At 61.8% G+C, this 24,967-nt stretch carries 23 protein-coding genes; 12 read left to right on the plus strand and 11 right to left on the minus strand.

Annotated features, from left to right (window positions below; translation table 11 throughout):
- Positions 1 to 61: 61 nt before the first annotated feature.
- Together FEZ60_RS23275 and FEZ60_RS23280 are read right to left on the minus strand one after the other, a co-directional pair.
- A complete protein-coding gene (locus FEZ60_RS23275; RefSeq protein ID WP_080711699.1) occupies positions 62 to 643 on the minus strand; it encodes a PadR family transcriptional regulator in 582 nt (193 codons plus the stop codon).
- Between the two features lie 293 nt (positions 644 to 936).
- The gene (locus FEZ60_RS23280; protein ID WP_116102525.1) at positions 937 to 2,022 is read right to left on the minus strand and encodes a TerC family protein; all 1,086 of its coding nucleotides are present in this window, start codon (positions 2,020 to 2,022) and stop codon (positions 937 to 939) included.
- A gap of 237 nt (positions 2,023 to 2,259) precedes the next feature.
- Between FEZ60_RS23280 and FEZ60_RS23285 the strand changes: the two genes are divergently transcribed.
- Complete coding sequence (locus FEZ60_RS23285; RefSeq protein ID WP_045066763.1) at positions 2,260 to 2,607, plus strand: hypothetical protein; 348 nt, start codon at positions 2,260 to 2,262, stop codon at positions 2,605 to 2,607.
- A 6-nt stretch (positions 2,608 to 2,613) separates the two neighbouring features.
- On the opposite strand, the gene FEZ60_RS23290 is transcribed toward FEZ60_RS23285, so the two are convergent.
- The 3 genes from FEZ60_RS23290 to FEZ60_RS32965 all read right to left on the minus strand — a co-directional run bounded on the left by FEZ60_RS23290 (position 2,614) and on the right by FEZ60_RS32965 (position 7,321).
- Positions 2,614 to 3,825 carry a helix-turn-helix domain-containing protein gene (locus tag FEZ60_RS23290; protein ID WP_033233688.1) on the minus strand — a complete coding sequence of 404 codons (1,212 nt, stop codon included), beginning with the start codon at positions 3,823 to 3,825 and terminating at the stop codon, positions 2,614 to 2,616.
- 26 nt (positions 3,826 to 3,851) lie between these two features.
- Positions 3,852 to 5,405: an acetyl-CoA hydrolase/transferase family protein gene (locus FEZ60_RS23295; protein WP_051730421.1), complete on the minus strand. Its 1,554-nt coding sequence runs from the start codon at positions 5,403 to 5,405 to the stop codon at positions 3,852 to 3,854.
- 206 nt (positions 5,406 to 5,611) lie between these two features.
- Complete coding sequence (locus FEZ60_RS32965) at positions 5,612 to 7,321, minus strand: pentapeptide repeat-containing protein (RefSeq protein WP_116102522.1); 1,710 nt, start codon at positions 7,319 to 7,321, stop codon at positions 5,612 to 5,614.
- A 273-nt stretch (positions 7,322 to 7,594) separates the two neighbouring features.
- On the opposite strand from FEZ60_RS32965, the gene FEZ60_RS23305 reads away from it, so the two are divergent.
- On the plus strand, positions 7,595 to 8,248 hold the full coding sequence (locus tag FEZ60_RS23305) for a nucleoside/nucleotide kinase family protein (RefSeq protein ID WP_172937099.1): 654 nt from the start codon (positions 7,595 to 7,597) through the stop codon (positions 8,246 to 8,248).
- A 236-nt stretch (positions 8,249 to 8,484) separates the two neighbouring features.
- Here the strand turns inward: FEZ60_RS23305 and FEZ60_RS23310 are convergent, their stop codons facing one another.
- Positions 8,485 to 10,134: a N,N-dimethylformamidase beta subunit family domain-containing protein gene (locus FEZ60_RS23310; protein ID WP_242484778.1), complete on the minus strand. Its 1,650-nt coding sequence runs from the start codon at positions 10,132 to 10,134 to the stop codon at positions 8,485 to 8,487.
- Positions 10,131 to 10,592 (minus strand): hypothetical protein, encoded by a 462-nt coding sequence (locus tag FEZ60_RS23315; RefSeq protein ID WP_172937100.1) that lies wholly within the window; start codon positions 10,590 to 10,592, stop codon positions 10,131 to 10,133. The genes FEZ60_RS23310 and FEZ60_RS23315 overlap by 4 nt, the downstream gene beginning before the upstream one ends.
- 258 nt (positions 10,593 to 10,850) lie before the next feature.
- On the opposite strand from FEZ60_RS23315, the gene FEZ60_RS23320 reads away from it, so the two are divergent.
- The 3 genes from FEZ60_RS23320 to FEZ60_RS23330 all read left to right on the plus strand — a co-directional run bounded on the left by FEZ60_RS23320 (position 10,851) and on the right by FEZ60_RS23330 (position 13,558).
- Entirely contained in the window at positions 10,851 to 11,897 is a 1,047-nt protein-coding gene (locus tag FEZ60_RS23320; RefSeq protein WP_095887378.1) for a LacI family DNA-binding transcriptional regulator, read from the plus strand.
- A gap of 124 nt (positions 11,898 to 12,021) precedes the next feature.
- Positions 12,022 to 12,855, plus strand: a complete 834-nt coding sequence (locus tag FEZ60_RS23325; protein ID WP_242484779.1) for an alpha/beta hydrolase — start codon at positions 12,022 to 12,024, stop codon at positions 12,853 to 12,855.
- Between the two features lie 337 nt (positions 12,856 to 13,192).
- The gene (locus FEZ60_RS23330) at positions 13,193 to 13,558 is read left to right on the plus strand and encodes an ANTAR domain-containing protein (protein ID WP_045066768.1); all 366 of its coding nucleotides are present in this window, start codon (positions 13,193 to 13,195) and stop codon (positions 13,556 to 13,558) included.
- A gap of 86 nt (positions 13,559 to 13,644) precedes the next feature.
- On the opposite strand, the gene FEZ60_RS23335 is transcribed toward FEZ60_RS23330, so the two are convergent.
- Complete coding sequence (locus tag FEZ60_RS23335; protein ID WP_172937101.1) at positions 13,645 to 14,979, minus strand: MFS transporter; 1,335 nt, start codon at positions 14,977 to 14,979, stop codon at positions 13,645 to 13,647.
- The gene (locus FEZ60_RS23340; RefSeq protein ID WP_172937102.1) at positions 14,979 to 16,694 is read right to left on the minus strand and encodes an amidohydrolase; all 1,716 of its coding nucleotides are present in this window, start codon (positions 16,692 to 16,694) and stop codon (positions 14,979 to 14,981) included. Before FEZ60_RS23340 ends, FEZ60_RS23335 begins: the two co-directional genes overlap by 1 nt.
- Before the next feature lie 224 nt (positions 16,695 to 16,918).
- Between FEZ60_RS23340 and FEZ60_RS23345 the strand changes: the two genes are divergently transcribed.
- The 7 genes from FEZ60_RS23345 to FEZ60_RS23375 all read left to right on the plus strand — a co-directional run bounded on the left by FEZ60_RS23345 (position 16,919) and on the right by FEZ60_RS23375 (position 23,220).
- Positions 16,919 to 17,821 carry an Lrp/AsnC family transcriptional regulator gene (locus tag FEZ60_RS23345; protein WP_045065572.1) on the plus strand — a complete coding sequence of 301 codons (903 nt, stop codon included), beginning with the start codon at positions 16,919 to 16,921 and terminating at the stop codon, positions 17,819 to 17,821.
- A 79-nt stretch (positions 17,822 to 17,900) separates the two neighbouring features.
- A complete protein-coding gene (locus tag FEZ60_RS23350; protein ID WP_172937103.1) occupies positions 17,901 to 18,557 on the plus strand; it encodes a FadR/GntR family transcriptional regulator in 657 nt (218 codons plus the stop codon).
- On the plus strand, positions 18,554 to 19,357 hold the full coding sequence (locus tag FEZ60_RS23355; protein ID WP_116102517.1) for a class I SAM-dependent methyltransferase: 804 nt from the start codon (positions 18,554 to 18,556) through the stop codon (positions 19,355 to 19,357). The genes FEZ60_RS23350 and FEZ60_RS23355 overlap by 4 nt, the downstream gene beginning before the upstream one ends.
- Positions 19,358 to 19,482: 125 nt before the next feature.
- Positions 19,483 to 19,965, plus strand: coding sequence for an acyl-CoA thioesterase (locus FEZ60_RS23360; RefSeq protein WP_033233880.1), 483 nt, complete (start codon positions 19,483 to 19,485; stop codon positions 19,963 to 19,965).
- A 358-nt stretch (positions 19,966 to 20,323) separates the two neighbouring features.
- Positions 20,324 to 20,647: a DUF6292 family protein gene (locus tag FEZ60_RS23365; RefSeq protein ID WP_033233691.1), complete on the plus strand. Its 324-nt coding sequence runs from the start codon at positions 20,324 to 20,326 to the stop codon at positions 20,645 to 20,647.
- Between the two features lie 80 nt (positions 20,648 to 20,727).
- A complete protein-coding gene (locus FEZ60_RS23370; RefSeq protein ID WP_172937104.1) occupies positions 20,728 to 22,149 on the plus strand; it encodes a DUF2252 domain-containing protein in 1,422 nt (473 codons plus the stop codon).
- Between the two features lie 60 nt (positions 22,150 to 22,209).
- Entirely contained in the window at positions 22,210 to 23,220 is a 1,011-nt protein-coding gene (locus FEZ60_RS23375; RefSeq protein ID WP_172937105.1) for a GntG family PLP-dependent aldolase, read from the plus strand.
- A 1-nt stretch (position 23,221) separates the two neighbouring features.
- Here FEZ60_RS23375 and FEZ60_RS23380 read toward each other — a convergent pair whose 3' ends face one another.
- Positions 23,222 to 24,076, minus strand: coding sequence for an LLM class flavin-dependent oxidoreductase (locus FEZ60_RS23380; protein ID WP_033233694.1), 855 nt, complete (start codon positions 24,074 to 24,076; stop codon positions 23,222 to 23,224).
- The gene (locus tag FEZ60_RS23385) at positions 24,073 to 24,936 is read right to left on the minus strand and encodes a patatin-like phospholipase family protein (protein WP_033233695.1); all 864 of its coding nucleotides are present in this window, start codon (positions 24,934 to 24,936) and stop codon (positions 24,073 to 24,075) included. Before FEZ60_RS23385 ends, FEZ60_RS23380 begins: the two co-directional genes overlap by 4 nt.
- Positions 24,937 to 24,967: the final 31 nt, after the last annotated feature.

Below are 24,967 nucleotides of genomic sequence, written 5' to 3' on the forward strand. Positions count from 1 at the left end.
GAGTCGTGCATCTTCAATTCGATGACCAGTCGGAATAGCAGTCAGCCGGAACGCGTCGCGCTCAGATCTCCTTCCACCTGCCGCCGCGTACGGGGCGGGGCAAGCCGAAAGCATCGATGTCTCCTTGCGCAATTCGAGCTGCGGCCTCATCGATATCATCGAGCAATTGGGAGGCGAGGTCGATCTCCGCCTGAAAATGGCGGCCTACCCATCGCAAACTCATCTGGGTAAACGCCCAGCCTGGTTCGTTCTCGGAATGATCGGCATGTTCTATTGCCTCGAGCTTCTTCGCCTGAAGATTACAAATGTGATCCAGCACTATCGCTTTGAGTTGATCGGGGTCATTCAGGTGACCCACCCACAGTCTCAACATCACGCCATGTTTGAGGACAGGTGTTTCGATCGGCGATTCGCGTGACCATAATCTGACGACCTCGATACCGGATTCGGTTATCTCGAAGACTCGTCGGTTCCGCTGCCCCGATTCGGAAATCTCCCGCGAACGAACAAATCCCAGTGCTTCCAGCTTCTTCAACTCGGCGTAAATTTGGCTTACCGAAGGACTCCAGTAATAGAATCCAATGCTCCAATCAGCCCACTTCTTCAGGTCGCTACCACTGAGTTCTTCACCGAATGTGAGCATTCCCAGCACTGCCCAACTTGTCGCGGGCAATGCTGGATAACACGTGGTCGCGGGATCAGGCACCGGGCCAGACTAACAAGATGCCAATCACCTGACGCCGACTTCCTCACCGAGTGGACTGATTTCTATATTGTGCTAACAGCTAAAGCCGCAATCGCAGTTCGGATACACCACGGATAAATGCTGTTCCGCCTCAGGTCACTCCACAAACAAATTCCCTGGACTCTGAGGTCGGGCAGAGAAAGGGAGACCGCAAACAGTGCGGTCTCCCTTTCATTCTCGGTCAGTCGGTATCAGCTCCTACTACGGGCATCCACCTTGTCGTCATCGTCGTCGCGCTCGCCGGCTGCGAGCTCGATGTCGGAATCCCGGGCGCCGGCGTCACCGCTCGCCTTCTCGAGCTCGACCGGTGTGTCACCTGACACGACCTCTTCTGCATCAGGCTTTTCCGGCAACGGCTTCTTGAGGCTCAAGATGATCGAGCCTGCCAGCACCACGATGATCACGGCGAGGCTGACCAGTGACGGAATCTCGGGGATGGATGTACTGATCACCTTGTGACCGGCCTGCATGATCAGCTTCACGCCGATGAAGGCGAGGATGATCGACAGTCCCTTGGACAGGTAGTGGAACTTCTCGAGTAGTCCCGAGAGCAGGAAGTACAGAGCACGAAGACCCAGGATCGCAAACGCGTTGCTGGAGTACACGATGAACGGGTCGTCGCTCACTGCCAGAACTGCCGGGACACTGTCGACGGCAAACACGAGGTCGGCCGCTTCGATGGCTACGACAACCGCGAACAGCGGTGTTGCGATGCGCTTTCCGGCTTCCTTCACGAAGAACTTGGTGCCGGCGTACTCGTCCTGAACCGGCATGATCTTGCGCAACATGCGAACCGCGAACGACGTGCCGGGGTCGAAGCTTTCGTCCTCGTCCTTGAGGAGTTTGTAAGCGCTGTAGAGCAGGATCGCGGCAAACACGAACAGCACCGCCGTGAACTTACTGACGATCGCGACACCAGCGGCGAGGAAGATACCGCGGAAGATCAGGGCGCCGATGACACCGAAGAACAGCACGCGGTGCTGGTACTCACGCGGCACCTTGAAGTAACCGAAGATCAGGGCGAAAACAAACAGGTTGTCAACGGAGAGGCTCTTCTCCAGCAGCCAGGCCGTGGTGAATTCGACACCTGAGTCCACCCCCAAGGTCACGGTGACAACCACCGCGAACACCAGCGACAAACCGACCCAGAGTGCACTCCACCTGGCAGCTTCCTTGAATCCGATGACGTGCGCGCCGCGGTGGGCAAGCAGGTCGATCAGCAGCATGATGACGATAACGGCGGCAAACGCGGCCCATGCCCACACGGGAACCGTCATCGCCGATCACCTACCCGACTGCCACGGTTAACTTCAGTCACGGGATTCTCCTTTGCCTGGAAGACGATTACTTCGATCACGACGGCCGTTTAACCGTCTTCACCAGTTTTCCTTGCCGACTTCAAACCATCACGGTCTATTTGTCGACGACTTTTCCAGCTGAAATTGCCGGGTTACGGCAATCTAGGCGCGATTATGCATGTCGGCAATCTGTCCGAGTGTTCTAGCCTGGCAAGCATGAGCACCTCGTTGTACTACTCCGCCGTTCGCCCTGAACCGTTGTCGGCCGACGAGAGGACGGAAATCGACCGTCTGATCGCCGTGCACAACGACGAGTTCCCCTTCGACGCCGAAGTCCTCGACTTGTACGACTCGGATATCCCGAACACGGTCCTGAACGGGTCCACCAAGATCTCGAACGACGAAACGGAAATCATCCCGTCCCTCGTGTACTGGTTCAACGCACTGACTGAACTCAGGCGCGCCTTGCCGAACGCGCAGTGGGATGTCTCGCTCGACGACACGCCCGTCGACTGGGACGACGAATCAGGCTATTCGCTCCCCGGGTTGCCCGACATCAGCTGAGAGCAATCAGGTGAGCGGAGTTCGGGGCCAATCGAGAAGCTTGGCCCCGAGTACCGCCGCGTGCAGAGCAAAAGCGTCGCCGGGATCATTCACGTTCTGGCCGGTGAGTTCGCGAATGCGATCCAACCGGTAGGTCACCGCCCGTACCGACAGGTGCAGATCCCGGGCCGTCTTTGCCGTGTTCCCTCCCGCCGCGAAGTAGGCGAGCAGCGTCTCCACCATCGGCTCTGCTCCCCCACGTGCTTCGAGCAGCGGCGTGAGGAGAGTCTGAATCAGGTCGGTGACCGCCGGCCTGTCGTTGACCAGCACGCGATAGACCAGCAGATCCCGCGCGTCGATTACCGGCGACTCGAGCGACAACCGCTGTGCGAGATCGAGTGCGTCGAGCGCTTCGCGGTACGACGCCACCACACCGGCGGCCGTTGTACGCGGTCGTCCGACCGCAATCTGCCAGGCCACGTCCATGGCGCGTCGTTGCAACTGAACGCGTCCGGCGCCATCGGCCCCGGATTCGAGAGCCAACCGAATTCCGCGAAGCACATGGTCGATTGCATCTCGATCCGGCGCCGCAAACACGATGACGAGTTTGCCGCTCTTGCTGGCGACCAGCGCGTCGGCATCACCTTTACTGCCGAGCACTGCACGCTCGACAGCGCCGACCAGAGGATTGTCGTCGGTGAATTCACGCGCAGCGGTCACGACTGCCACCGAATGCGGTCCGGACAAATGCAACCCGAAACTCGAAGCGCGAGCGAGCAATCCGACAACATCGGCGCCACCGGTCAACAAATCGTCCACAAATTCGCGGCGCGCGGATACTTGCGAACGCACGAGAGAGCGCTGCGCCAGCTGAAACCCCTCCGTCAGTTCCGCGACGGCGTCGTCGACAGCCCGGAGCATCACCTCGCCGGCTGCCACTACCGCGTTCGGATCCGATTGCGCTGCAATGACAGCGGGAAGCTCACGCCATAGGCGCCAGGCAGACGAGAGGTACAGATCAAGCAACGCACGTAACGCAACACCTTGCTCGGCCGCGTCCTCGCCACGGCTCCGGAATCGGTGAAGTTGCCTCCGCTGCAGCGGTTTACCGTCACAGACGGCTGAACTGATCACATCGAGGAAATCGCCGAGAAGTTCGATCGGCAATCCACCGGCGTCGTCTGCTCCCGCTACTGCAACCCGTCGAAGCACATCTGCGGGTACACCGGTTCCGTTCACTCCCGCATTCTCTCACTGCGCGGGTGTCAGGACAGATGCATCGAGCCCGTATCGATGTAGCGCTGATGGAACGAGAAAGCCTCGCCCAGGATGTGCGGAGTCTGACCCGCGCCCGGCTGTGCGTCGGCGCGGGCGACGTAGTCATGCAGCAGCGGACGGAATTCGGGGTGCGCACACTTGTCGATGATCAGGCGGGCGCGACGTCGCGGCGACAGGCCACGCAGATCAGCCAGGCCTTGCTCCGTGACAAGCACCTGGGTGTCGTGTTCGGTGTGGTCGACGTGCGGCACCATCGGGACGATCGCAGAAATCGCGCCACCTCGAGCTGTCGACGGGCTCAGGAACATCGAGACGTAGCCGTTGCGAGTGAAGTCGCCGGAACCGCCGATTCCGTTCATGATCTTCGTGCCCATGACGTGGGTCGAGTTCACGTTGCCGTAGATATCGGCCTCGAGCATGCCGTTCATCGCGATGACGCCGAGCCGGCGGATCACCTCGGGATGGTTGCTGATCTCCTGCGGACGCAACGTGATGTGTTCGCGGTAGAAATCGACGTTCGCGGTCAGTTCTTCGATGCCTTCTTCGGTGAGCGCCAAAGCCGTCGACGACGCATGCGCGACGGTTCCGTCCTTGATCAGCTTGAGCATCCCGTCCTGGATGACCTCGGAGTAGCAGGTCAGGCCGCGATACGGCCCCCGATCGAGACCGCCGAGCACCGCGTTTGCGACATTGCCGATGCCCGCCTGCAGCGGAAGCAAGGTATCCGCCGGCATCCGTCCAGCACGCACCTCGAAGTCGAAGAATTCCAGGACGTGGCCGGCGATCGCCTCGCTGACGGCGTCGGGTGCAGACAGGGGGCTCGCACTGTCGCGGCAGTTGGTCTCGACGACGGCAACTACCTTGGCGGGGTCGACCCGGAATGTCGTCTGACCGATCCGGTCCTCGACGCGAATGATCTCGAGTGGCTTGCGGTGAGGAGGGAGGGCAGTGCCGTAGTACACGTCATGCATGCCTTCCATAGCCTCGGGCACCCACGAATTGACCTCGAGAATGACTCTGTCGGCAACATCGAGCCAAGTTTTGTTGTTGCCGATCGATGCGGCGGGGATGAGCTCACCCGACGCGGTGATTCCGGCGACCTCGACAACTGCCACGTCGACCTTGCCGTAGTAGCCCTCCCAGACCTGCTGGGCAACGTGCGAGAGGTGAATGTCGACGTAGTCCATCCGGCCGTCGTTGATCCGCTTACGGGCTGTCGCCTCGGACTGATACGGCATGCGCAACGCGATGCCGTCGACCTCGGCGAGTAGGCGCTCGGTCTCGGTGGAGACCGAGGCGCCGGTCAGGAGGTTGATCGTGAAGTTCGACCCCTCCCCGCGGGTGTGGTGAATCCGCTCCGCCAGGGCAGGAACGATGACCTTGGGTGTGCCGGCGCTGGCAAAACCGCTGATCGCGACGGTATCGCCGGGGTGAATGAACTTCACCGCTTCCGCTGCGGACATCACTTTGGAAGCAAAAGCTGTGCTGCGAATACGTCCGGGGGCCGTTGTGTGCCCGGGCTCACCCAATGAGGAAGTCACGCCAACAGGATAAACACAGCCTGCCAAGGTCAAATATTCGGATTACCGAGACAGATTTGTTTCAACGTGATATGGCCGCGATCGATGGTCGACGCGGCCCGTACCCACAGTCCCCGAAACCACATTGCCCTCCGACCCCACGAAAGAGTTGACGGACAACGTCGTTGAGCATGTGCGCACCGATCGAGTGCGTTCGGCCGGGAAGGTCAGCTACCGAAGATCGAGCCGAGGGATCCGGTGACGGGTGGGTCGACGACCGGTGTCGTAGTGACGGTGAAGGTACCTGTACCTGTTGTCAGGACGTCGCCGCTCACGCTGGTGACGGTGCAGGTGACGGAGGTGGCCCCGACCGGAAACACGGTTCCGGAGGCGGGAGTGCAGGTGCCGAAAGTCAGCCCGGTGGGCATCGCGGGAACCGCCCAAGTTGCGGGGGCGCCGTCATTGGATGTGGCGGGGACGGTGATGTCGGACGGTAGTGCCGATGTACCGGTCAGGTTCGCACCTGTCAGGGTCACCCCGGTGAGGTTCGCGCCGGTGAGGTCTGCGCCGGTCAGATCCGCGTGGTAGAGGTCCGCGCCGGTCAGGTTCGTGCCCGCGAGATCCGTTCCGGTCAGGTTTGCGCCGGTCAGGTTGACGCCGGTGAGGTCCGTTCCGGCGAGGTTTTTTCCGGAGCAGTCGGTGGAGTTGCCGGCGGTGGGGTTGGCGACGTAGTTCCCGCACGCGCCGGCGATGATCTGGGCCGGGGTTTGCGTTGCGGCGGTGATGGTTCCGTTGACCTGCAACGTGGCCGGGGCTCCGACGCCGTTGTCGGCGGTGATGGTGAAGTTGATCGGTCCGGGGGCGGTAGGTGCTCCGGTCAGGACACCGGCGGAGGTCAGGGTGAGGCCGTCGGGAAGGGCCCCGACGGTGACGGTGATCTGCGGGGCGGGTGTTCCGGTGGCGGTGAAGGTATGTGGGAGTTCGGTGCCCACAGTCCCCGACAACGTGACGGGCGCGGAGGCGGCGAACCCGGGAGCTGCGGTATACGGGTTGACGGTGACCGTAACGGTCCCCGAACCGGACGCAAGGGTGTTTCCGGCGGTGCACGTGACGGTTGTAGTTCCGACGGGGAAGGTGGTCGGGGTGCCGATCGAGACCGCAATATCGGTCGGTCGGGTGCATTCGCCGAGCCCCACTCCCCGAACGCCCAGGGGTGAGGGAATTGTGACGGCAGCATCGGCAGGTGACGAGGCGGTCACTTGAACATCCGAGGGTATTGCTCTCGTTCCGGTCAGGTTCGCGCCGTACAGATACGAAAAGCTCAGGTCTGCGTCGGTCAGGTCCGCGTCAGTCAGGTTCGCGAGGACCATCGTGGCGGAGTACAGATACACCTCGGTCAGGTTCGCTCTGGTCAGATCGGCCTCCCACACATTTGCGCCGTACATGTTCGCGCCGGTCAGGTTCGCGTCGGTCAGGGTTCCGTAGCTCATGAAAGTGTTGCTCAAGGATGCGTCGATCAGGATCGCGCGGGTCAGGTTCACACCCGTCATTTGCGCGTCGCTCACGTCCGCGCCGGTCAGATCCGCGTCGGTCAGGTTAGCCTGCTCCAGTGTCGCGTAGCTCAAGTCCGCGGCGGTCAGGATTGCGTTTGTCAGTGTCGCACCGGCCAGGTCCGCGCCGATCAGGTTCGCGCCGGCCAGGTTCGCCTTCTGTAGGTTCGCGCCGGCGCAGTCGGACACTATGCCTTCAACAGGATCGGGGTTCGGGACATAGCGGACGCATGCACGGTTGAGGGTTTCAGCGACTGTTTCGGCGGCAGCGAAGCCGGCACCAGCAGTCACGAGCGAGGCCGTTGCGAGAACAACACCACCGAACGCAGCGACAATGCGACCGCAACGAGGACGAGTCCGCCCAGAGCGAGAATTGAGAATCGTCATCTATCGGCCTTCACACTCTGGGTCTCCGCACCGTGCGGCATGGCACCACAGCAGTAACCACCTGGAAAACGTAACGGATATCAGGGCATGAAACACCCAAAAAGAGTGGCCACTTTAGGCCTCGGGTACTAAGTGGCCGGAAACGCCCAACCGAGGGGCGAGTTCAGATAACCAGTCGAAGATCATCCGCCGTTGGACAATGGGCCGAAGCGCAATCAAAGGCATCGTGCAGCCGTCTTCTGAAACCGACATCCCGACCGAATGGAGCAACACGTGAGGACCTCACCGCCGACCGTCTCGCTGACGCTCGACCAGCTTGCCTCACGCGCTGCTTCACTGATTGCCGACAACCGTCGGTACGTCCTCGGCATCACGGGAGCACCTGGAGCCGGAAAATCGACGGCATCCCAGACCATCGCGCGAAAGCTGGGTACTCGATGCGCCATCGTCGAGATGGACGGCTTCCATCTCGCCAATCGGGAACTCGACAGGCTGGGCAGACGCGACCGAAAGGGTGCCCCCGACACTTTCGACGCTGACGGCTATGCGGCGCTACTACGTCGACTTCGAATGCAGGACAGCACGATCTACGCGCCGATCTTCGATCGCGAGATCGACGAATCCATCGGCAGCGCGGTGCCTGTCGACCCGGAGACTCCGCTGATTGTCACAGAAGGCAACTACCTTCTCTTCGAGACCGGAGCCTGGCCCGACGTCCGCGCGTCACTCGACGCCGTGTGGTATCTCGACGTTCCGGAAGAAACTCGCACGGAAAGACTGGTGACACGACACAGCCGCTTCGGAAGAAGTTCCGAAGCGGCTGCGGCATGGGTACACACGGTGGATCAACCGAATGCCGTTGCTGTCGAGGCAATTCGGGTGCGGGCGGACCTGATTGTCAGGATCGAGCCGTCAGAGAGCCCGTGATGGGAGCTTTGGCCTTAGGATCGCCATAACGCCCATGCGACGAGGCAACGCTCATGAACGCGCTCCAGGAACAGCGACGAAGTACTTCTGGGACGGTTCGACGTTCTCCCACGTGCCGCCAAACGACTTCGGCACAAAATGCGTCACCAGAAGCGAATTCGCGATGGTGTCGGTCGAGATCGACAAGTGCCACGCGGCCGCTGACCATGTTGCTTACTTCGTCGTACGGGTAGGGATCACAGTTGACCGGGGCCGAATGTTCGAATGTCATCGACTCTCGTGTCAGTTTCCCCCGCGTTGAAGCTCGAGATTTGTGCAGCAAATAGATTCAGTACATTTGAGGTGATCTTCTCGGTGAACGGATCGTGGTGAATCAGTCCATTCACCCATTCGGTAGAACCAGCGTTGAACACCGTTCCGAAACCTCGCTGGTGGCACGCGATCATTCCCGATCCGTATTCGAGATCACGAAGGTGCTCGGGCGGCTCACTCCCGTAGAAGCATTCGATAATGCCCCGCACCTCGGCAAAAGGTGCACCGATGGGAACCGCGCCGTTCCAATTGTCCCGTGAACCCGATACCGCCGGCGCCATCGCGATGATTTGCAGATCCTCGGGAGCACCGTCAACCCCAGTGGCGGAGGGCTGCCCCTTCGTGAACGTGTAATCCACTCCATCCATCTCGAATCCGGCCACACAGATCGGGGCGATCCCGAAGTTGTCGCCGTAATACAGGTCGGTTCCGTTCAGTGCCCAATGGTCCGGCCGGTACACCGTGAACCCGCCGGAGGACCGGGGAGTCGTTGCGCCATAACGGTTGTAGACACCAGCCATACCGGTCAAACCCATCGTCCACGCTCCCGGTCGGGCAACTTCGGGCGAATCCCATGCCGTTGTCACCCGCGTCGGATCAACCTCACGCATCGGATCATCGAACGGATTCTTGTAACAGACCTGTGCATCGCCCTCGATGCGGACCTGCCAGAGGAAGTTGCCGCCAAATCGCGCCAAACCTCCTCCGCCGTCAACGAACTCGTCGATTCGGTCGCGCATTTCCCATGACCAGTACTCATCGTGACCGACGACTACCGCACACGAATATCCCTGCAGTGCTGAAGGATCTTCGTGTAGATCATGCTGGGTTATGTGATGCACGCGGAAACCTTGCTCTTCCGCCCACACCGTGAACGGCCGTTCGTACGTCGCCCAAAAAGCATCGGCGTGATGACGCGAATAGCCGTTCACCCAGGCCCACTCGTAGGGTGGGTGTCTCGGAACCCAGCCCACTCCGGGAGTATCGGTGTGAATATTGCGTGCTGCACCTTCAGGTTTACGCAGCATTCCTCGCGCGATGGGGCGTTGCGTCGAGGAAATCGGTGTCGGCACGTCGCCGGAACCGTCCGGAACACCGCGGTAGTGATTGGCCCCGCCCCAGTCGTTGTAAGCCAACATCGTGCTCGTCGTGTGAATGAGAACCAGGTCGGCCAGCGCGGCGTCCCGCGAACGGACGATGAAAAAGCCTTCACGCTCGACGACGACGCCTTCGTGACGCATCCGTACGAGAATCAAATACATTCCCGAGGACCAATTCGAGGCGACTGTGAACGCGAGGGACTCAGACCATCCGCAGCCGACTGCATAGGCGTCCGCGGGCGTCGCCTGCTGCTTTCCGGGCAGACCGATGTACTTGACGATGCTATGGGGCCGTGCGCCGTCTCGCACGATCTCGAGGTCGTATTGGTCTGCGGTGGTGTGGACTCGAAGGGAGACGGTCTCGCCGGCGAAGTACGAGAACTTGTCGGCGTACACCCATATCTCCGCCTCTCCCGAAAGCAATCCCGGCCGTTCGACCAAACCGCCGGGGACCGACCATGGGTGTTCGCTCATACCGACAGCACTTCGATCGAGTGGTTACGGACCCCCACGCACCGAAGAGCCCCCACCACGAATGCAGCGAGCAGTGGTATTGCGAACCACAGATTATGAACAGTGGACAAGCCCGCCATAGTGCCCATGCCAAGTGCCAGGCGGACCTTCTCGCTGATGTCCACTCGGCTATATCCCACGGCCGTGACCAGAACGGCAACCATCAGCGCGCCTGTAGAAATCGGTATCGAGATATCGAAAAGGTTGTCGAGCGTGGACGACGTGAAAATACCGCAGGCGACAACAAAACCGATCTGGCCACCGAGATCGCCGACATAGGCCACTACCGAAGATCCCGCGCCGAACCCCTCCGCGATGTAGGCGCTGTTGGTAGTGCCCGAGCAAAGGTCATGAGGAGCTCGAGGCGGATGCGTGGCGGGACTTGTACCCGTTGGCCGCAGGTCGGTTTTGTCGGTCATGCAATGACTCCGTGCGTTATCGCAATATGCGCTTGGCTGAAACGAGTGCGTCGGGTTCATCCGAATTGGTTCGACGTTGTGCCGACGTTCCACGAGCGTGCCGAATCGTTTCTTCAGTGTCAATAGCTGTGATGAAACGATTCTGCACTCGAATGTCACTAGACGACCGTCCACTAGGCTTGCCTTCTTTTGCCTTGCCGAAACGATTGGGCGTTAACCTGTAGTAGAAACCGACCAGGGAGTAAGGAAACCAGCCCGATGATCACGCCGAACGTCCCGACGCTTCGCGATGTCGCGGCTGCTGCCGGCGTCGCGGTGTCGACAGTCTCCTACGCACTCAATGGCAAGGGCCGAGTCGACGGGACGACCCGGGCGCGCGTTCAAGAGGTGGCCGACCGCCTGGGTTACCGGGCAAATCGCTCGGCACAGAATCTTCGGACCGGCCGGACTGCCACCCTCGGACTGATGCTCCCCACTCGGGACGAGTTGTCATCGTCCGAGTACCTCAACTTCGACTGGTACGGCCGCGTGGCTACCGCCGCCACTCAGGCCGCGTTTCATGCGGATCACTCACTCCTGCTACTGCCGTCGATGAAAGACCCGAACGGGCTGCGGCGCATCGAGATGGACGGCGCTCTCGTCGTCGACCCGATGACGCACGACCCTCGCGTCGATGTATTGAACAAGCTCGGAATCCCTACTGTCGCAGTGGGCCCGGGAAGTCGCGAACAGTTCGGATGGACCATCTCACCGAATCTCTTCGCCACGACCGAAACGCTCCTGGACCACCTCACAGAGAAGGGCGCGACAGACATCCTCGTCCTCAACCCCGGAATGGATTCGGCGTGGAACCGCGCGACAACCACCGCTTACCGCGAGTGGTGCCGCACCCACAGCGTGACACCCAGAGCGACGGATGAACTTGCAACGTTCGAAGGTGTCGATACCGTCGAAAAACTTGTCGCCGCTGCGTATTCGACGACTCACGAAGCACTGACATCCGAGAATCCACCGGACGCGATCCTTTCGTTCATCCTCGGCTGCGCTCCTGCTGCTGCACGAGCGGCGCTCGATCTCGGTCTGTCAATTCCTGGAAGCATCTTGATCGCCCAGAACAGCGACGAACCCGCTCTACTGATCTCCGATCCCCCGATCACCGCCGTCGACTTCTTCCCCGAAGAACAGGCAGCATTGGCAGTGGATGCACTGCTAGCCCTGATCAACGGCGACGAACCGCGCAACCAGGGCCACACTCGGGGCGAACTTCGCGTCAGAGTCAGCACGGACCGAACCGTAGGCACCTGAAATTCACTTGTCGTAGATAGACTCCTATTTACGACAATCTCCCCAGCGTGACGAGAGGAATCCGGCCATCGCGCACCGCTCCGCCAACCGGCTGCTTCGGTATGTCGCGGTTGCGCTGGTCTGCTTGTTCACCCTGGTTATTTCCGTTTCCAGCGCGGCGGGCACCGATCGATCCGTAGCCCCCGTACGCATTTCCTATGCCGCCGACACGGACACGTTCGGGGATTTGTATCTACCCCCCGGCGACGGAGATTCACTACCAGTGGTTGTCCTCATTCACGGTGGCGGATGGGCCCAGAAAAGTAACCTCGACTACGCAGGCGCGTGGGCTCGATCGTTGACGCCCTACGGAATTGCCGTGTGGAACATCGAGTATCGGCGCGTGGGCGGGCACGGCGGATGGCCGACCACTCTCTCGGACACCGTCACGGCAACAAACGCCTTGGCCGACTCTGTGCAGGAAAAGGCTTCCGGAAGACTGGATCTGGGCCGCGTGCACGTAGCCGGCTACTCGGCGGGCGGCCAACTCGCCGCCTGGGCAGCGTCGCGACCTAGCCAAGGTATCGACGCGCCCGACCCTGCTCTCACAGTATCCATTCGATCAGCCACCGTTATGGCCGGTGTCTTCGACATGGAACTCGCGGCCACATCCGGCAAGGATCGATTTGTTCGAAATCTTCTGGGCGGCATGCCGTCCGACTACCCGGATCGATACCGTGTTGCCTCGCCGATCGAACATCTTCCCATCGGCATCCCGGTCACAGCACTGCACGGGCAAGCTGACCGGGTGGTCTCGATCGAGCAGAGCCGACGCTATGCCGACGCCGCCCGCGTGGCCGGTGATCGCGTCGACCTGATCGAACTTCCCGGCGTCGGCCACGGCGAATTCACCAACACCGAATCCGCAGCCTGGGCTACCACCAAGCAAGCGATAATCGATCACGTAAATACCCCTTGAGCAGGTGAAACCGCCTACTGTGAGCATGATCGCCCGGAAAAGGATTAGCTGAAACCGACACCATGACGTACGGTGGGGTTATCAGAGGGCAGCCGTCAGTCAGGCAGCCGGTCGCTTCGCCCGGAACGACAGTTCCAAAACTCGTTCCAGGGGCAAGACTTCCAGTTCGGTGCAAATCCGCGCCTTTGATCACTACGCACTTTCATCAGTCCCGCAGATTGTTGACCAGGCCGAAGACTCCGACGGAGTCCGCCGCCAATCGCGTACCGACTGCACCAGTATCAACATGCGCTACACACCGCACGGGTCCAAAACCCATGTGGTTCAAAGGAATACCTTGTACAACACCATGATTCACCCCGACAACACGAACAACCAGACGAACAGTGTTCCGACAAACGGACTACGGATCCCGACCAATTCGGGCCGTCTCCGCGAACGGGCTCTCGAAATTGTCTGCACGCTCTACCGCTGCAGCACCGACGAAGCTGCTGACCTGCTGGTACGACATTCTCAGACCAACAACCTCAAGGTCACCAGCCTGATCAAGGCGCTTGTCGCCTTGATCGACGAAGACACGTCCGGCACCGGCTATGGCAACAACAATGCGCTGGCGTCTCACTTCTGGCTTCGCGAGATCAGGAATCTCAGCCAGGCGCACCGACGCAGCGATCACTTTCATCGCCATCTCGTCGGCGCCTGACCTGCTCTGAACGACAACTGACCTGAAACGACAACTGGGGCAGTACACGGAAATCGTGTACTGCCCCAGCTTCGTGTTTGCAGTTGTCAGGCGGAAGCCGATTCCTTGTTCAGGCCCTGCCGCACACCGTCGGTGTCGGTCGCCTCGTCCACGTGCTGCGGAGCGAAGAGCAGGCAGACGATGCTCAGGATGCACATGCCGATCAGCAGTGCGATGACCGGCCAGATGCTGCCGGTTGCCTTGTACATCAGCGTCGACACCAGCGGAGACAACCCGCCGAAGATCGCGCCTGCACCCTGGTACGCCAACGAGATGCTCGTGTAGCGCGCCTGCGGCTTGAACATCTGCGACAGAACGGCGGCAATCGGACCATACGTGGCAGCGAGCACCAGTCGCATGACCGCAAACGTCAGGAAGATCAGGAAGACGGATCCGGACTTCAGCACCAAGAACTGCGGCGCGGCGAGTATCGCGACCGCCGCGAGACCCCAGATGACCACGCGGACGCGCCCCACCTTGTCGCCGAGCCACGCCACGCCCAGGGTCGCGATCAACTCGACCACCGCGGCGACACTGAGCGCGTTGAGAATCAGCGTCTCCGACAAGCCGATGTCGGGGTCGGTCGCGTATGCCGTGATGAAGGTCGTCACGAGGTAGTAGCCGCCGACTGCGACCGGCAGAATGCCGATGCCCAGGATGATCGGACGCCAGTTGGTCACCAGTGCGTACTTGAGCGGCAGCATCTCCGGGACGTCCGCGGACTTCACCTCGGACTCGAAGACCGGGGACTCCTCGACCTTGAGGCGAACCAACAAGCCGACGAGGATCAGCAGCGCCGAGCACAGGAACGGCAGACGCCAGGCCCACTCGCGCAGCGCGTCGTCGCCGAAGGTGGAGAGAATGCTGAAGAACCCGGTGGCCAGAAGGGCGCCGGCCGGGTTGCCCAGCTGAGCGAATCCGCCGTAGAAAGTCTTCTTGTCCTCGGGAGCATGCTCGACGGCCATCAGGACCGCGCCACCCCATTCACCGCCGACGGCGAAGCCCTGGACGAAGCGGAGCAGAACCAGCAGCAACGGCGCCCAGAACCCGATCGACGCGTACGTGGGCAACATGCCGATGAGGAAGGTGCCTGCACCCATCAGCGTCAGTGTGACGACAAGTGCGGTGCGCCTGCCCATCTTGTCACCGACATGGCCGAACACGATTCCGCCGAGCGGGCGAGCGAAGAATCCGACGGCGTACGTCGCGAACGCCGCCGCAACGCCGGTCAGGCGATCGGTTCCGGGCGGGAAGAAGATGTCACCGAAGACCAGGGCGGCTGCCGTGGCATATACGTAGAAGTCGTACCACTCGATGGTTGTACCGACGAAGGCTGCAAATCCCGCCTTGCGGGCCTTCACGATCTGTTGCTCTCGGTTCATTACTTTTCCTCGGTGGTCGAAGTGCTCGACAATAGGTGGTTATGACCTGAATGTGCGAGTTCGCCGTCGATCCAGGTCTCCCGCACCTCGATCTGCGCAATCGCGTCGGCCGGAACCTCGAGGGGGTCCGCGCCCAGAATGACGAAGTCGGCCCGCTTGCCGACCGAGATGCTGCCAAGTTCTGCTTCACGGCCCAGCGCACGTGCACCGTTGAGCGTGTGAGCCTGCAGTGCCTGGTCGGCGGTGATGCGGAGTGCATCGGAGCCGAGCTGATGGCCTTGACGCGTCACACGAGTGACGGCTGCTTGAATTGCCTCGAGCGGCTTGGGCTCTGCGACCGGGGCGTCGGAGCTGATGGTCACGGGAACCTCGGCAGCGATGAACTCCCCGAGCGGGTTGAACCGCTCACCCGGAGTGCCGATCGCAGCGGTGACGCCCTCGCCCCAGTTGTAGTAGTGCTGCGGCTGGTTCACCGGGTACACACCGGCCAGGTTCATCCGGGCGATCTGCTCGGCCGTCGGGAGCCCGCAGTGCTCGATGCGGTGACGCGCGTCGGCGTCGGGGTGAGCCTTCTGCGCAGCTTCGATGGCGTCGAGCACCATGTCGATGGCCGTCGGTGACTGAGCGTGCGTGGCAGTCTGCAGACCCACGGAGTGTGCCTTGGCAATGAGCTCCGAGTAGTCCGCCGGCTCATGGTAGAGCTGCCCGGTGCGGCACGGGTCGCCCACGTAGCCGTCGGGGAAGTATGCGGTCCAGCCGCCGAGAGTGCCGTCGGCGTAGAACTTGATGCCGCCGAACGCGAGCCGCGAATTGCCGAAGGCGCCATGCATTCCCGTGTCGATGACGTGATCGAGGAGATGACTGAGCATGTACATGCTGACACGCGTCTTGAGCTGATCCTGCTCGGTCAGACGCAGGTACATGTCGAATTCACGACGCGTCACCTGGCAGTCGCCGATGGTGGTGACGCCGCCGGCCAGGAACTTGTCCTGAGCGACCGACAGCTGGCGAAGGTGCTCTTCCGGCTCGTCCTCGAGATGGAAGTTGGGTCCGTGATGGCCGACCTTCACACCGTTGACACCGGTGAGGATGTTGCACGCGGCGTCGGACAGCTCGCCCGTCAACTCGCCGTCTGCATCTCGGAAGAACTCGCCACCGGCCGGGTTCTCAGTGCTCGCATCGATGCCGTGCTTGTCGAAAGTGAAGGAGTTGACGACGCCGCCGTGACCGCTCGCGTTCATGAGGTAGACCTCGCGATCGGTGGCCACCTGATCGAGCTCTTCCTTGAGCGGATGGCGCCCTTCGATCAGGTTGCGGTGCTCATAGCCGTATCCGCGAATCGGGACACCCGCAGGAGCTGTGCGTGCCGCTTCCTGAAGCAGGGCAATGATTCCGGGAATCGAGTGCGCCTTCTCCGGTCCGCAGTCCACCCAGCTGAGCATCTGTCCGTACATCAACGGGTGTGCGTGCGGATCGACGAATCCGGGGACGACGGTGGCGCCGTCGAGTTCGACCACCGCGGTCGTGCGAGTGCTCAGGCGTCGCGCCTCCGTGCGGCATTCCTCGAGTGTCCCCACCGCGGCAAAGCGGTTTCCGAACACCAGGAACGCTTCGGCTCCCGCCGTGCTGTCGTCAACGGTGTGGATCTTGGCGCCGGTGAAGATCGTGGCGGTGGCGTCGAGCGGCGAGGCTTCGTGCGTGTGCAACTTGCGCATGGTGGTCCTTCGTCGAGATGGTGGTGCAGGTCACTGCGTGTTGAGCGAAAACTACGCCCTGACCTGGAGCTATGCAATGCATCAAAGTTTCAGACCAGGTGGTACACAACTTTTTTGTACAAGTTTTCGAGCATATCTGCACTTATCCACATCATCGATGCCCACATGCGACTGTTCTAATAGGAAGCTCATACAGAAAAATCTCTGGAAAAGTTGGGGCATCCATGACGGTCGATCTCGATTCCAAGCTCATAGCTGCTCTTCAACGCAATGGGCGAGCGACGTACCGCGAACTGTCCGTGGCGGTCGATGCCCCACGCGCGGCAGTGTCCACCAGGGTGCAGGCACTACTCGACTCGGGAACGGTGTCCGTGGTTGCCGTCGCACACCCCGAACTTCTCGGCCTGAAGGCACTCGCACACGTGTCGATCGCCGTGTCCGGACCGATGACCCCGGTACTGGACGCGTTGATCGAATCCGAGGCTGCCGTGTACATCTCGGCAGTCAGCGGGCAGTACAACGTGATCGCGGAACTTCGGGTGCCCAGCCACGACGATCTGTACCGCGCCATCGCCGAACTCCGCTCACAGCGTGGCGTCAGATCCGTGAGCACGCTGGTCTACGTCGACGTCATCAAGGGAATCTTCATGCCCGAGACCGCTTTACAAGCCGACATCCGACTCGATTCGACGGACGTCGCCTTGATCGAACTGCTCGAGCGCAACGGTCGCATGCCATTTCTCGAGCTGGCCGAACACACCGGCCTGTCGCCGAGCGCTGTGCGCAATCGCGTCAATCATCTGATCTCGAGCACGGCACTGCGCGTCGGTGCCGTCGTCAAGCGGCGAGGTGGTGGCCGGTCGCTGGCGATGGGCATCGGCGTCAATCTCGGCTCACGGGACGACAACGCGGTATCGGAGATCGAGTCGCTCCCGGGAATCGAATTCCTCGCGCGGACTCTGGGACGGTACGACGTGATCGCTACGGTCGCCGCCAACTCGTCCAACGACCTCCATGCCTTGTCCGAGCGAATCCGGGGCATCGACGGTGTCAGCGGCTTGGAATCGTGGGCGCATCTCGAGGTTTTCAAGGAGCACTACGCGCGCAGCCTGGACGTACGCGGATAGTTCACAAGTCATTGACCCACTCGTGAGCGCACGCTAACCTCGGACAAAGTCATTGACCCACTTACCCGAGGTGGCACACATGTCCGATTCCGGACGCAAGGTAGACATCGTCGCCGCGGCGATCGAGGAGGCGATATCGACCGGTCGATGGCCCGTCGGATCAAAACTCCCGCCGGAGACCGCACTGGTCGAGGAATTGGGAGTCGCCCGAAACACCATGCGCGAAGCGGTACGGGCGCTTGCACACGCCGGAGTTCTGTCCGTTCGTCATGGCGGCGGCGTCTACGTCCTGGCGGCGTCGCCGGTGGAAGGATTACTCGGGCGCAGGCTCGCCAGAGGTGACGTTCTCGACGTACTGCGCTTGCGACGCGGACTCGAGGTCGAAGCCGCGCGACTTGCAGCGCAGCGCCATACCCCCGAAGATCTCGCGCGGATACATGCAGCCTGGAATGCCCACCCCGGTCACGTCGGCGGCTTCACTGTCGAAGCCGGCATGGCCCTGCACCTTTCGATCGTCGAGGCGTCCCACAATTCCGCACTGATCGACGTCCACCGGGGAGTCCTTGCCGCCGTGACGGATTCGCTGTCCGCAGTCAGTGTCGGTCCAGGTTTCCACGTCGACGAGCACCGACCCTTGATCGCGGCCATCGAGAAACGCAACCCCGACGAAGCAGCGCGCGCGGCGGGCGCAGCGCTCGATACGGTCATCGACGCAGTCGAAAGGAGTTTGTCGTGAAACAGGGAAACTGGAATGGTACGACGTATTCGCCTCTTGCCGAGCAACTCTCACCGGCATCGACGGAGGCACTGCGCTCGATCGGGCATGTGAGCACGGTGTACGACGTCTGCGCCGGAACCGGGAACTTTGCGCTCCCGGCGGCTCAGTCAGGCATGACGGTCCACGCACTCGACCTCTCCGCCAGCCAGCTCGAGGTCGCACGCGAACGCTGGATTCCCCACCCCGGCACTACCCAACCCACCTTCACGATCGGCGATGCGCAGTCTTTACCCTGGCCGAATTCGAGTGCCGACGCCTGCGTCAGCATCTTCGGGATCATCTTCTGCCCCGACCCCTCGATTGCCCTCGCAGAGATGATGCGGGTGACCCGGCCAGGCGGAAAGATCTGCGTCGCAACGTGGTCGGCGAACGGGTGGGCAGCAGCACTTCGCACCGAGGCAGCTTCTGCGTGGGACGGCATCGCACCACTGCCGACGACGTGGTCGAGCTCGAGCGAATTCGAGAAGGCGGCAGCCGGATTGGAGTCGGTGAGCTCGGCCTCCCACCTGCTCGAGTGGGAACTACCAGCCGGATCGGATCCCGTCGAGGAACTGTGCGACCAGGCACCGGCGTTGAAGAACTTTCGCGAGGCCGTTCGAAGCACAGGGAATTGGGCTTCGATGTCAGCGCACCTCCGCTCGACGCTCGCGCCCTATCTCAGGTCGAGCGCGGCCGGCCCCGTCGCCACCAGCGAATACATCCTCCACATTGGCACTGTCCCGAACTCCGATACCGCGCTCTTCCGAACGCGCGGGTAACCCTCTTTGCCGGATACGGTCTCTTCACCGTCCACCGACTCCAAGAGGCCCACTCGATGTCTGAATCGATCTCCCTGCCTGAATCCAAGCAAGCACCGCAGCATACGGCAAAACAAACCCTGTCCATGACCGTCCTCATGACGCCGGACATGTCCAACTTCTCGGGCAACGTGCACGGCGGAACGATTCTGAAGTTTCTCGACCAGGTTGCATACGCGTGCGCGAGTCGATACGCCCAGACGTACGTCGTGACCCTGTCCGTGGATCGTGTGGTGTTCCGCGAACCGGTGCATGTCGGAGAACTCGTCACGTTCAGCGCTTCCGTCAATTACACCGGGCGCACGTCGATGGAAATCGGAATACGAGTCGAAACCGAAGACATTCTTCTCGGAAAATCTCGACACACCAATAGTTGCTATTTCACGATGGTGGCAATGGGCAGCGACGGAAAACCAGCTGAAGTACCCCAACTCCGACCAACCGGAACAATTGCGAGGCAACGATTCGAGGCGGGCCGTAGGCGCCGTGAGCTGCGCAGAGAGAACGAACTTCGTGAACGGTCCATACGAGCCGCAGTTCGGGACCTAACGCCCGAACATGACGACTGAGCTTCTCGACAACCGTCACCGACCCCGTAGGTAACGGGTTCGCACTCATCGGCGACGCTGGTGAAGACGACAACACACGGCCCCGATTCACAGCGGAACGTAACCGCTACTTTGACTCAATACCGCAGTGCCAGAGCGGGTATGACGATCCACATCGACTATATGGGCGGGTACGCGGGCGGCCGAAAGCACACCGTCTTCTCATTTCCGCGGCCACCCACGACAACGGCGAAGCCCAAAAAAACATCTCGGGCATCGCCTGCGTCGTAAATCTGTGGCCGGGACGTAATCTGCACGGCGTTTCTTCGGCGGCACCAAGGGGGAACCCTCCGATCACCACCGAGCCGGAGGAGCGAGCATGCGTGCACACACCGCCATTCCGAGCGAATCCACTTGTCAAAGGTACGTAGTCGCGGTCGCCGCCTCCGCCTTTGCCGAATCGGTCATCTGGTTCGACGGTCCGGCGTTCGACGCGGTACTTGTGCTTGGCAACGAGATTCCGCAGCACAGCGGCCACCGCGCCGTACTCGCGTGGAACCACTACTTCGGGTGGGCGCTCGGTGTGGAGGACATGCCGGATGCGTCGTTCACCGTCGTCGAGTGCCTCGGCATCGGGAGAATGCCCGATCCGGACCTGTGCGCCGACCGCGTTGTCGAGTTGATTGCCCAGGCGAGTAGTTAACGAACTCGTCGCGCGGTACTAATTCCAGCGGGCATAAGATCGAGCGCGAGTTTCGCACGCCCGACGAAAGAGAGCCCGACATGGACCCGCTGAGTAGGCCTGCCGGTCAGTTGGCTCTCGAAAACGAACCGGACGGCAGGGCGACCCTGCGCGCGCGTCAAACCCCTCGCAGTGAGCGGCGCAAGATCGGAAAGAGTCTACGTAAACGAGTGGCACGGTCGTCACTTGGCGATTGGACGCCACCACCGAACCGACGTGACCCGGTCGATCAGGTCAACACTGCGCACGAGGGAAGACTCGACTGGTTGGTACCGATTCGGGTGGGGCGCATGGTCGCTTCCCCGTACGGATTCCTCCGCGGGACTGCCGGACTGATGGCCGAGGACATGGCGGCGTTCCCGGCCACCGGTATCACGCCGGTCATCTGCGGTGACGCCCACGTCGGCAACTTCGGGTTCTACGGATCGCCGGAACGCGAACTTGTCATAGACCTCAACGATTTCGACGAAGCACATCCAGGCCCGTGGGAATGGGACCTGCGTAGGTTGGCTGCGAGCATCTGGGTGGCCGGTCGACAAAACGGCCTCACCGAATCTCAATGCGAAACAGCGACGACCTCGTGTGTGTCCGCGTATCGCCTCCACCTGGGAAAGCTGTCCGAGCGGCCACTCTTCGATCGTTCTTTCGACCGAGTCGATTTCGACGGACTGACCGACCACGTCACCGATCCAGGCTTGCTCGCCGAGATCCAACGCGCAGCGGAACGCGCCCGCCGACGTACCAGCGATCACGCGGTTCCCCGATTCACCGTCGAGGATCACGGACGACGACAACTACTCGAGAACCCGCCGCTCACAACACGACTCACCCCACAGGACACCGACTTCCTCTTGGAAGGTCTCGACGAATATCTCGAAACCCTTGCACCGCACTGGCGTCGAGTGGTCTCGGGATACAACGTCATCGACGTGGCGCACCGGGTCGTCGGCGTCGGAAGTGTCGCCCTACGAGCCTATGTCGCCCTGTGTGAAGGGAGCATCCCGGACGACGTCATATTCCTGCAGCTCAAACAGGCTCGCCGATCCGTTGTTGCGCCGTTCGTGCACGGCGACTCGGCCTGGCACGATCACCAAGGACGACGTGTCGCGGAATACCAGCAGGCCCTCCAGACAGTCAGCGATCCACTGCTCGGTTGGTGCACCGTCGACGACCGCCAGTACTACGTCCGCCAGTTCCGGAACATGAAAGGTTCAGTGGACCTGAACAATATCGACGCAGCAGCGCTGACCGACTATGTCGCGATCTGCGGTCGCCTACTGGCGAAGGGACACGCCCGAACCAGTGGCGCGTCACTGATTTCCGGCTATCTGGGAACCTCGGACACGGTCGATACTGCCCTCACCCGATTCGCTCGGCTCTACGCCGATCAAACCGAACGTGACCACGACGCTCTGTGCCGGGCGGTATCCGCCGGTACGATCGCCGCGGAGCCGGGAATCTGATCCCTCACGTCCGACTCACGGCAGTTTGACGCCGGATCACGCGACTTGATCGAATGAACCATGACTTCGTCGTACATCGACCTACGCTCGGACACCGTCACCAAACCTGACGCAGAGATGCGAAGGGCAATGGCCGACGCAGAGGTCGGTGACGACGTCCTCGATCACGACCCGACCATGGCGGCGCTCGAGGAAGAAGTGGCACACACTCTCGGTTTTCCGGCGGCTCTGTGGGTACCGAGCGGATCGATGGGCAACCTGATTGCGCTGATGCTGCACCTCCGCCGTGGTGATCAGTTCCTGGCACCGGAGCACTCCCACGTCCTGGGGTCCGAGTTGGGCACCGCTGCCTGGCTCGCCCAGGGCATGCCGGTGGCGCTGCCGCACGACGGAGGGCCCGGACGGCCCAGGCCCGAGACGGTTCTGAAGGCCGCAGGCTCCCCCGGTCCGTATTTCACGTTGAACACCACGTTGCTCTGTCTCGAGAACACCCACAACTTCGCCGGCGGCGCCGTCATGAATCCGGCCGAGTGGACAACGCTGGTCGACGCGGCCCGATCACGCGGCTTGAAGATTCACCTCGACGGTGCACGCCTCTGGAATGCCGCTGCTGCACTGGATGTTTCGCCCACCGAACTGACTTCCGGCGCCGACACCGTCCAGGTATGCCTGAGCAAGGGACTGGGCGCGCCGGTCGGCTCGATACTGGCCGCGTCACCCGAACTGATCACCGAGGCCCGAAGGATTCGCAAGATGCTCGGCGGCGGCATTCGTCAGGGCGGCGTGCTTGCCGCGGCCGGCATCGTGGCCTTGCGCTCGCAGGCCCGACTGTCCGACGATCACGACAATGCGCAGCGCCTCGCGTCGGGGCTTCGTGAGCGCGGTTGGGCTGTCGACGAACCCGCCACCAACATCGTTCTCGCCGCCACAGCCGATCCATCGGCCACCGTTGCTCAGCTCGCCGCTGTCGACGTCGGTGCCGTCACCGTCGCCGGGAAGGTTCGGTTCGTGACACATCGAGACGTGAGCACTGCCGACATCGACGAGGTTCTGTCCCGACTAACCGCCTGAGCTACACCATCAGCGGTTGAACCTCCTGCGCGACAAGGCGAATGAACTCTCGGACGTCCGGCTCGTCAACGGTCGGTTGGAGTACAACGGTGGTTGCACCCGCGTCCACCCATCGCACTGCTGCTGCCGCAACGTCGGCCGCGGTCCCCACGGCAATCGCTTCCTCCGGCGACTCGCTACCGGACGCTGCGGCCTCGGCCAGCGCGCGCTCACGACCGCCTGAACCGAAGGCACAGATGACGTAGACGACCACCTCGTGATCTTGCGCTCCGATGTGTTGGATCGCCCGGCGCACGCCGTCCAGGGTGGTCCCTCCCGACAACACCGTGCCCTGCGCCAACTCACCACTGAGCGCCAAAGTCTTTGGCCCCGTAGCACCGACAAGCAACTGAGGCACCTCCTCCGGCGGCCATGCCAGCGTGACGTCCTCGAGATTCACGTACCTACCGGATACCGTCACCGACTCGCCACGTAGTAGCCGCTCGACCGCTCCGAACTGCTCACGCAGGAGGGTCAACGGCGATTCGGCCTTGGCGCCGATCTGTCGCATCCAACTCTGAACGCCGTGACCGAAGCCAACCCGCAGTCGATCCGGATGGATTCTGCCCAGCGCCGAAATCTCCATCGCCGTGATCGCGGTGTTGCGCATCGGCGTCGGCAGCACACCGATCGCCACTCTCATCCGCGCGGTTGCGGCCAATACAGTTGCAGCAGTAGCTATTCCTCCACCGAAGAAGCAGTCCTCCCACAACCAGACCTCGTCGATACCGACTTCGTCGGCATATTTGGCAAGCTGGATCAGATCCTCCGGCGACTGCTCCGGACGCAGGACCACGGCAATCCGGGCCCCACTCATGTCGTCACCAGAAACGCAGCGATCTCGTCAGCCGTTCGGCGGCCCTGTTCGCGACCGAGTTCAGCTGCCGGACGCCGAGTGGCCGGCGAGAGGGAGTTCGTTCCGATCGCCTCGACGACGGCGTCGTCGGCGAAGATCGGCAGTACCCGTGACTGCGTCATCGCGTCGATTTCCTCTCGCAGACTGCCGCCCAGAAGATTTGGGGCGGGATCGGCTGCTGGTGAAAGAACCACGACCACATCGCAGTCGGCAGCCAAATGAACATTCGAGCCACTTGCCATTCCGCCATCCATGTATCGGCGCCCGTCGATCGTGACCACCGGCCACACACCGGGGACGGCGCAACTCGCTCCGACTGCGTCGATCAGGTCTACGCCGGCCGACTTGCCGAACACCCTCAACTCACCGGTCTCGGCGTTGATTGCCGGGATGCGCAACTCCCGGTCGGGCCACGCCCGATTGCGCAGCCTCGCCTCGATGACCGCACGACGCACGGCGGGTTCGACGGTGTCGGCGGCCATCGCTGCCTCGCCGAGCGCACGAAGTTGTTCGGATCGATCCGCGGAACCTGCAATCGCGTCGACGAACATCTGACCGAGTACCTCGACATCGACCTTCGGATCGATCTCCCCCGTCGCCTCCGCTGTTTGTGCGTCGAAAAGTTCCTGCAGTGTCGCACCGCCCGCGATCTGAGCGGTCACGGTGGAGCCTGCAGAAGTGCCGATCAACACGTCCGCTGCCAGCAGCGCTGCGGCGGCGTCCGCCGAATTGTCCTGAACGCCGAGTAGAAAACCGGTTTCCCAGGCGATTCCCGCAACGCCGCCACCGGCCAGTACCAACCCCAGTTTCACGCCGTCCACCTCTCGTCGATCACCACCCGTGCCCGAACTC

The sequence above is a fragment of the Rhodococcus sp. MS16 genome (genome assembly GCF_013277795.1).
GTDB classification, from domain to species: domain Bacteria; phylum Actinomycetota; class Actinomycetes; order Mycobacteriales; family Mycobacteriaceae; genus Rhodococcus_F; species Rhodococcus_F globerula.